We start from the raw sequence: 8,671 nt of genomic DNA, 5'->3' as shown, positions 1-8,671 counted from the left end.
GAAGCACACTCCGCATTCGCGCCACGGAATGGGCATCGACCACCCAAAACGAGATCCGTCAGCGTCAATCGCCGCGCGGCACGCTGAAACATTGGAAAGCCAGCTTCTCAGCCAACTTTCGTGCATAGTTCAGGCTAGGAGACCCTCGAAAATGGCCAGCTACCGCTACGACCGCCTTTCGGCTCAGGACAACAGCTTTCTCCTGGCTGAGACACCGAACACGCATATGCACGTGGCTGGCTTGTCGATCTTCCAGCTCGGGGATCTGGCTACCGAGGACGGCGGTGTCGACATGACCGCCATCAAGGCCAAGACCGAAGCCCAGCTGCACCTGATTCCGCGCTATCGGCAGAAGATCCAATGGACGCCGCTGACCGAGGATCCGGTCTGGGTCGACGATGCGGAGTTCAACATCGACTTTCATATGCGGCATACCAGTCTCCCGCGGCCCGGCAGCCTGGATCAGTTGAAGCGGCTTGCCGCGCGGATCATGGCGCAGCAACTCGACCGGGAGCGGCCGTTATGGGAGATGTGGATCGTCGAAGGCCTGGGAGGCGACCGCTTCGCGATGGTCAGCAAGATCCACCACTGCATGATCGATGGCATGGCCGGTGTGGATCTGGCCCAGATCCTGATGGACACGGAGCCCACCAAGGAGATTCCAGAGCCGGTCCGCTACATCCCGAAGCCCACACCCACTGGAGGCGAGCTGCTCCGCGACGGCATCGGCCATCGCTTGGGGATGCCCTTTCGGGCCATTCGCGGCTATCGGGAGTTTCGCAGGGAGACCGAGAATGTGGGCGATGAGGTCCGCGTCCGGCTTCGAGCGCTGGGCGAACTCTTTGGCCAGGCCTTCGATCCTCCGTCAGACACGCCGATCAACGGCGAGCTGGGCCCCCACCGGCGATTCGATTGGCTCTCGATGTCCCTTGCCGAGGTCAAGGAAGTTCGACGCGCCTCGGAAGCCACCGTGAACGATGTGGTCCTGAACACCGCCGCCGGTGCCTTCCGGCGCTACCTGATGCATCGTGGCTGCGATCCTGCGGAAGTCCGATTCCGGGTATCGGCGCCGGTGAGTATGCGACGCGAAGAGGAGGAGGGGCGGCTCGGGAACCGCGTCTCGGCCTGGCAGGTGGATCTGCCGCTGGACGAGGCCGATCCGGTCGAGCGCCTGGCACTGATCCACGACACGACCCGGAGTCTGAAAGAAGGGAATTCCGCGCTCGGCATCGACATGATCATGCGGGTGGCCGAGTGGACGCCCCCTGTGTTGCTCTCTCTCGGCGCCCAGTCGATCGATGGGCAGACGAATACGATCATCACGAACGTTCCGGGGCCTCAGTTTCCCCTCTACATGCTAGGCGCAAGGCTGCTCGAAACGATGCCAGTCGTGCCGCTGCTCGCGGGAGTCGGTCTTGGGATCGCGCTCTTCAGCTACGACGGCCGGTTGACGTGGGGCATCAACGCGGATTACGGGCTGGTGCCAGATCTGCCGATCTTCACTGCCATGATCAAGGAGAGCTTCATCGAGTTTGCCGACCAAGTGGGTGTCGAGGTGGAAGGCGAGCTCGCCGCCTGATCAGTCGGCGTCTCGGCGCAACAGGGAGAGCTGTTCACGGTATTGGGAGCGGTAGGCATTTGCCTCGGCGCGGGTGAAGCCGAGTTCTTCGGCGATGGCGCGGATCTCGCCGGACTCCTCGCCAGAGATCGTCCCGTCGGCCGCTGCCACCGCATAGAGGCATGCGAGCAGCTTCACGCGCTGCTCTCGGGTCGAGTGCTCGCGGAACTCACGAGTGACGACGTAGTTCTCCGTGCCGCCGAGCAGGCGCGCCTGGCTCTTGGCGATCTCGACCACCAGATCGGTTTCTTCGGAGCCGAGCTCTGCCAGCTCGTGAATGGCGCGTCGCATCTCGTCCGCCTCTTCCTCGGCGATCTCCAGATCCGCGTTCGCGGCCCGGGCCAGCACGTAGGCGAATCCGGCGAGAAAGCGCGACGTCTCCGGGTCCAATCGCTCGAGGCGGGATGCGATGGCACGTACGGTGGCGGTTTCTTCCTTTCCCGAGTCCCCGTCCCTGTCTCCGATCCCGAGAAAACGCAGTAGCGACATGCACCCGATCCTAGGCTCCAGCGCCGCCCGCGGCTACGCTCTCAGCATGAGCTTTCCCGCATCCGACGACGATTTCCTTCTCCTCCACAACACCCAGTGCTCGAAGTGCCGTGCCTCCAAGGCCCTTCTCGAAGAGCGAGGCATTGCCTTCAGCGAGCGCTTCTACCTGGACGAGCCGCTCAGCAGGGAAGAGATCCAAGACCTGGTCACGCGTCTCGGCAAACCCGTCACCGAATGGGTCCGCCGCAGGGAAGACGCCTTCACCGCCGCAGGACTGACGAGTGACAGTGATGACGACGCCATCCTCGACGCGATGGTCGCCCATCCGATCCTGGTCGAACGCCCGATCCTGGTCCGAGGCAAGCGCGCCGTCATCGGCCGCCCGCCTGAAGACCTCCTCGTCCTTCTCTAGCCGCGAGAGAGGCCAGCGGCGGAGATGAGTATCGACCCGAGTGCGGCGAAGTAGGTCAGGCCCACGAGGAGGGCGCCTGCTTTGAGGGCTGGCGGCACGCGTTGGTGCAGCTCGTGAAGCGGAACCCGGCCCAACAGGATCGGGACCAGGACGAGGCCCGCGAGGAAGCCGCCCACGTGGGCGACGTGGCCGGTGGTGACGACCACGAATTCGGCGGCCACGAGCATCAACAGGAACCAAGCGAGGTTCGCTCCGGTGAGCCGGAGAGATCCCGGGAGTTCCTTGCGTCTCCAGAGATGGAGGCCCATCCAGGCTCCGATCGCGCCCATGCCTCCCGCAGAGGCGCCGATGCCGACTTGGCCGGGATGCGCCAAGGCGGCGACGAGGCAGCCGGCGAGAGACGAGAGGCCGATCAAGAGCGCGAAGCGGGCTCCTCCCAATAGGCGTTCCAAGAGAAGACCCACCAGGAGAAACCAGAGCGAGTTTGCGGCGATGTGCAGGAAGCTTCCGTGGAGGAGTCCCGCTGTCCACGGTCGCCAGAATTCGCCTTGCAGCATTCGCTCGCCTGAATTGGCACCAAGGGTCACCAGCGACTCACGGTCCATTGCATCGAGTCCAAACTGGAATGCGGCGATGGACGCCAACACGAAGACGATCGCCGAGGAGAGCCTGGGCCATCCTGTTCCAACCTGGGAACCGCTGCCATTTCGTTTGTCCAGGGCTTCCAGCTGGGCTGTCCCGTCTGGAAGCTCTCCAATGCGCGTTCGCATTTCGTCGATCAGATTGCGGGCATCCTCCGGGTTGTCGAAGTGACGGAGTCGAGCCGACCAGGGGATGCCGATCCCGGATCCGGCGAACCATGCGGGAAACGGGAACCGCCGAATCTCCAGTGAAAGGATCTCGTGATGCGGAAGAAAGGCGATGGACTCAGCATTCCCGGTCAAGAGCCGCAGCCCCATGCGCTCCACGCACAGCGTCACCGGGCCGCTTTGGAGCAGGCGGAGACTCTTGAATCCGGAAATCATGACCACGAGAAAGGAGGCCACCAATCCGGCCCCCAGTCCTGCTTGGACCCAACGCGGCCCGTCTCCGCTCGCCCAGTCGAGGAGGGCACCACAGGCGAACTGGGCCCCTAGGCCTAACATCACGACTGTCGGATAGAACGTTGCACCGAGCGGTATCCTGGCGAGCCTGAAGCAACGCATGGCCGGTTCAGAACCGGGATGTCTGGAGCCCGGCGCGGCGCCAGACACACCAGTAGGCGAGGGGCTGATGTGTTTGGCTCTGGATGTCCGGTTCGCGGCCGTCGTCTCGTCTAGTTTGCCCAACCGCGCCCCTCCTCAATCTCGCCTGCGGCGACGCAGGATGAGCAGACCGAGAAGTAGCTGGAGTGGAAGGAGCAGGAGCAACCCTCGAGACGCGCCGGGCAACGTTGCGGCGGCAACGGGGGAACATCCCCCGCTTGAATCCCCCCCCTCCGTCGGATCCACTGTCACCCCCGTCTCCCGAGGACGCGGCTGCCCTTGCGGAGGCAGGCACGGCAACGCCCTCACCCAGGTACGCCAGAGTCCTCGCAATGAGGTGGAAGAGCGCTGCCAGCAAGCCGAACGTAACGGTGAAGGCAGCATTGCCAAAGAGCAATGCAACCGCTGCGATGCCTTGAGAGATGTCGCCAAGGGTATCGAAGAACTCCGCAGCCGACATGCCTTCCGTACCATCCGGATCCGAGAACCAGACCGGATTTCCGAACGTGTACGTGTACTGATTGATCAGCTGGAAGATCGGGTCCGGTGACAGGAAGCGCCCGATCGCGGGATCGTAGATGCGGAATCCCAGGATCATCAACTCCCCGATCTCTGCACGTCCCACGAACCGGACCGGATCGCTCGTGGCACCGTAAACCCGCTCCACGCCGTAGGGTGAATAATGATAGTGCGCCAACGTGGCACCCTGTTCGTCGGATGTGAACTTGACGTTGCTCCGGAAATCAAAATGGCGATACAGGCGATCGCCCGTGGTCAGATCGATCGCGAACTCTCCCAGGTCGATTGCGGTGGGCAATCCAGCGGCGTCCGCCTGGACCGCTCCGCCGAACGTTCGGGTGGTCGTCGTGTCCGAAACGGTCGCCGAAAGCAGGCGGCCCGCCATGTCCCACTGGAATGTATCGGCGCCGTGGGATGCCAGCCGGCCGTTGGCCGTCCAGGTCAGTGCCGCTCCGTTGCGGCTGATGGCGAAGCCCGCGGCGTCGTAGGTGAATGTGTGGGTGACCGCCCCCGATACGCTCTTCGATAGCAGCCGGTTTCCTTCGGTGTTGTAGGCGAAGGTGGAGGAGCCGTTGAAGAGCATGTTCGACTTCGCGTCATGCGAAAAGACGCGGAAGTTCGCGGCTCCGTCACTCCACGCGACCATTCGTTTGCCTGATTGCGTCGGCGGGTCCGCAGGGTTGTCGACAGGACCGAGCCAGAATTCCTCGTGGGTCGAGGCTGAGACACCTCCCGAAGTCGAAGTATCGACGATGGTCCGGAGGCCGCTGAGAATTCCACTGAACACATCTCTCGTGATCGACGTGGATTCGACGACGCTACCACCACTATTGGTTGTGGTGGATCCGCTGAGCAGACCGCTCCCCGAATCGTACGAAAACACCCTCGAGAGACCGTTTCCGTAGCGGATCTCATCGATGCGCCCGCTCCCGTAAATGCGTTCGATGACACGATCCTGCCCGTCCCAGACCTCGGTCTCCCGGCCGGCGAGATCGTAGGTGAACGCGAGGTCGCGAAGCAGCCCCTGCCCACCCAATACGTATTGGGTTCCCGTCCGGCGCGATCGGAGGTCGTAGTGATGCGAGGTGAACGTCCCATCTCCGTGATCCACCAGAACGGTCCGGCCCGCTGCGTCGTGGACGAAGCTCTCCGTTGCGCCGCGCATGCTATCCGTCGTGGAAACGAGTTGTCCCGCTGCATATTGGAACGTCGTTGTTCCCTCGAGCACGGCATTGCGAAACGCTCGCATCTGATTCGGCCGACCGGCCACGTCCCAATCGATCTCTTGACGCATTCCATTCGGAAGTTCACTGGCAATCTGGCGACCCGAGGCTTCATACTCGAATGTGGTGTCGTTCCACTGGCCGTCCACCTTCTCGCGTCTCGAGGTGAGCCGGCCCAGCAGGTCGTAGGCCATTTCATGATCCTCGCCGGCAGGTCGCGTGATTCGCGTCGGCCGGCCGTCGCTCCGGACATCGATGACGATGTCTCCCGAGCCGGAGGGAGTGAGCACGATCCGCCGCACGTTGCGGTCCGCATCGTATTGGCGCTTCCAGACGCCGCCTTGCTCGGGCTCTCCCGCGGCGGTTCCCTTCAGCCGATTTCCGACGGCGTCGTACACGCGGGAATGCGGAACGCCGTCGACGGTCACGGTGGTTGCATGTCCGTGCAGGCCGTAGCCGGAGAAGCTCTGCATCACTCCGTTCGGGCCAGTGACGCTCGCGAGGGAGCCGTCCCCGTTGTAGGCGAACTGGGTGATCTCCGCGGCGCCCATGGTTTGCACGACCATGCGGCCCAGGCTGTCGTAGCTCCGCTGCTCGACCAGGCCAATCGAATCCTGGATCGTCGCGGGTGCACTCCGCGTGGGCGTCTTCCGGTTGAGGCCGCCCGGGTGGTACGAATGGAGAATCACATTGCCCGAGGGTTGGAGCTCCGAGGTCAGATCGTCGTCGTGCCAGACCCATGAGGTGGTCGCGCCACTGGCGGCGGTATAGCTGGTCGGACGTTTCTCGGCCCAGGTCCAGGTTTCGATCTCGCCAACCTGGACGCGTTCGATGTGGCCGAGTTGTCGATTCGAGTCGAAGGCGAAGACCCGCTCGTTGCCGATCGGATCCCAGTAGCGCGTGCGGTAGAGCCCACCGTTCTCCGGCTGATAGTGGAAACGGTGAACAGGGTTCTCCTCTCCGATCTCACGGATCTCCTCGACGCGTACGCCGTCGAAGTCGATTTCGATCCGTTCGCCCTCCGAGTTCAAGAGGGCAACCAGAAGGTCGCCGGAGTATTCGTACGACCAGCCCGGGCGCCCCTCTGCAAGATCGAGCCCGTCCCGGGCGCCGACCAGACGGCCGCTGGCGTCCCATGAGAAGCTGGCCTGATGCCCGACGAGATCGTCGATGCCGACGACCCGTCCCGCGCCGTCATAGGAGATCGCGAACAAGCCAGTGCAGGTCGAAGCCGCGGTGCATTGTTGGATCGCCGTGGTATGAAGGCTCCCGGCCACGGTCTGCACCTGGTACTCGATGCGCGGGTAGGGACCATCCGTCCAATGCTCATTGGCGAGCCTTCCAGAAGCGTCGAAGGAGAGAAGAAGCCCACCCTTCCAGCGAATCGCCGAAGCATCCACTTTGACCCAGAAGGTGCCCGGAATCGGATCCCCGTCCTGGAGGTTGGTGACGTCATGGGTCGCTCCGGACGCGTCGACGAATGTTGCTCCGTCGTAGGTCACGTCGAAGTTCCAGAGCCAAGACGAAGAAGCGGAGTTGTACGTCGCACCGATCTCCTGCGTACCGACCCGTGTGTCGCGGGAGAGATCCCCGCGGCGCACGACGAGGTTTCCGCCCACCGCATTGACGACACCGAAACGAAATGGCACGAAAGCGCCGCGCTGGAATTCGATGACGCCGGCTGCGGCCGCCAGGGGTTCGCCGCTGGGCTTGCAGCCGAGGAAGCCGATGGCGATGGCCACGACTCCCGCGAGGATCCGAGTGGCGGGGGATCGGCGAGTAGGTTTCGATTGCTTCATGACCTTTTCTCCATGACGTGGGCGGGGCGAGGGCAATCGGGACCTCGTTCGTCTCAAGTCAGGCGACGCATCCGGGCTGCAGCGGTCTGGATCACGTGCAGAACGGACCAGAAGAGGTAGATGCCTGGTCCGAAGACGAGTGCTTCGGCCGAGGTGGCGCGGTCTCCCATTCCGAGGAGCATCAGGCAAGCTGCGATCGGCAAGACGTGGACAGCAGCGAGATCGCGTCGAAACCGGCGCGCAGAGCCGTCATCGACCCAGCGCATACGGTCGACGATGAACCGGACCCACGAGATCAGGTGGTAGCCGGTGACGGCGGCGAAGAGGTCGCTGAGCGACGGCCCCGACCAGGCGATGCCCAGGAGGGCGGCAAAGCCGAACTCGGGAGTCGCAAGCCCCGCGAAGGCGATAACGGACGTCACGCAGAGTACTTTCAGATGGCCCCTCGGCCGGTGGGAAAGGTTCGGCAAGCGTCCCCTGTCGCGGTATGCATCACCAAGCGCAAGATCGTTTTCAACGACGTGCCAGACGGAAATGCCGAAGAAGAAGAGGATCAAACCAGGTACAAGCTCGAGGCTCCAGGCATAGACGCCTAGCGAGGCCCCCAGCGTGGTCAGAACGAAACCGCGCCAGAGGCCGGGCGGGATGGTTCGGTGACGCAGGGCTCTGAAATGCCGTCGGCCGAACCATGCTGCACCGATCAGGTGCCCATAGCCGAAGGTCGTGACACAGCGATAGATCCAGGCGGAGCGCTCCCCAGGGTCGGGCCAAACCGCGTGGGCAAGGCCGAGCAGGAGGCCAACCGCCACGGCCGATTGCACACGGTTATGCAGGTGCGACGGCATCGGCCATTCCAATGGGGATTCGGCGGGCCATTCGCAGGCCCGACGCGAACGCGGCAGGCGAAAGCAGGGCGAGGAGCGTTCCCCACGCAGTCTGGGGAGGGATCATGCTCGCAAGATTGAGCCCGACATGAAGGGCGACGCAAAAACCGAGGCAGCGCGTTGATTCGTAGGTGAACGCGAGCGCCAGACCGACGAGAAAGGTACCGAGGATCGACCAGGGTTGGATGTGAGGGATCGCGAAGAGCAGGCTGGTCACGATCCAGCGGATGCCACGCGGAACGTCCACGGAGGCGAGGGCATCGAGCATGCGTTCCCGGTACAGAAGCTCTTCGAAGAGGGGCCCGATGTTGGCGATCACGAGAAACCGTAGAAGTCTGATCATCTAGCCCCAATCCGTCGTTAGATCTGGGCGTCTGAGGGTATTGGTCCGGGTCAGGCGGCGAGTTGTTCGAGTGCCCGATTGAATCGTTTGCGGGTGGAGGGCTCGGCAGCGATCCGCAGCTCGGCGCGCCCCTGAGGCCG

General features: G+C 63.5%; 7 protein-coding genes. 2 read left to right on the top strand and 5 right to left on the bottom strand.

The window, feature by feature from the left end:
- Window positions 1-151 precede the first annotated feature (151 nt).
- A complete protein-coding gene (locus GY937_05105) occupies window positions 152-1,579 on the top strand; it encodes a wax ester/triacylglycerol synthase family O-acyltransferase (protein ID MCP5056089.1) in 1,428 nt (475 codons plus the stop codon).
- Here GY937_05105 and GY937_05100 read toward each other — a convergent pair whose 3' ends face one another.
- Complete coding sequence (locus tag GY937_05100; protein MCP5056088.1) at window positions 1,580-2,107, bottom strand: hypothetical protein; 528 nt, start codon at window positions 2,105-2,107, stop codon at window positions 1,580-1,582.
- Between the two features lie 46 nt (window positions 2,108-2,153).
- Between GY937_05100 and GY937_05095 the strand changes: the two genes are divergently transcribed.
- Window positions 2,154-2,519, top strand: a complete 366-nt coding sequence (locus GY937_05095) for an arsenate reductase family protein (protein MCP5056087.1) — start codon at window positions 2,154-2,156, stop codon at window positions 2,517-2,519.
- On the opposite strand, the gene GY937_05090 is transcribed toward GY937_05095, so the two are convergent.
- The 4 genes from GY937_05090 to GY937_05075 form a co-directional block, all read right to left on the bottom strand.
- Entirely contained in the window at window positions 2,516-3,667 is a 1,152-nt protein-coding gene (locus GY937_05090; GenBank protein MCP5056086.1) for a rhomboid family intramembrane serine protease, read from the bottom strand. The genes GY937_05095 and GY937_05090 overlap by 4 nt on opposite strands.
- 64 nt (window positions 3,668-3,731) lie before the next feature.
- The gene (locus GY937_05085) at window positions 3,732-7,304 is read right to left on the bottom strand and encodes an RHS repeat-associated core domain-containing protein (GenBank protein MCP5056085.1); all 3,573 of its coding nucleotides are present in this window, start codon (window positions 7,302-7,304) and stop codon (window positions 3,732-3,734) included.
- Window positions 7,305-7,357: 53 nt separating this feature from the next.
- Window positions 7,358-8,149, bottom strand: coding sequence for a hypothetical protein (locus tag GY937_05080; protein MCP5056084.1), 792 nt, complete (start codon window positions 8,147-8,149; stop codon window positions 7,358-7,360).
- On the bottom strand, window positions 8,130-8,531 hold the full coding sequence (locus tag GY937_05075; protein MCP5056083.1) for a CPBP family intramembrane metalloprotease: 402 nt from the start codon (window positions 8,529-8,531) through the stop codon (window positions 8,130-8,132). Before GY937_05075 ends, GY937_05080 begins: the two co-directional genes overlap by 20 nt.
- Window positions 8,532-8,671: the final 140 nt, after the last annotated feature.

This window comes from bacterium, from assembly GCA_024228115.1.
Classification (GTDB): Bacteria; Myxococcota_A; UBA9160; order UBA9160; family UBA6930.
The sequence above is the reverse complement of the archived record's forward strand: the minus strand, read 5'-3'. Positions and strand labels throughout refer to the sequence as shown.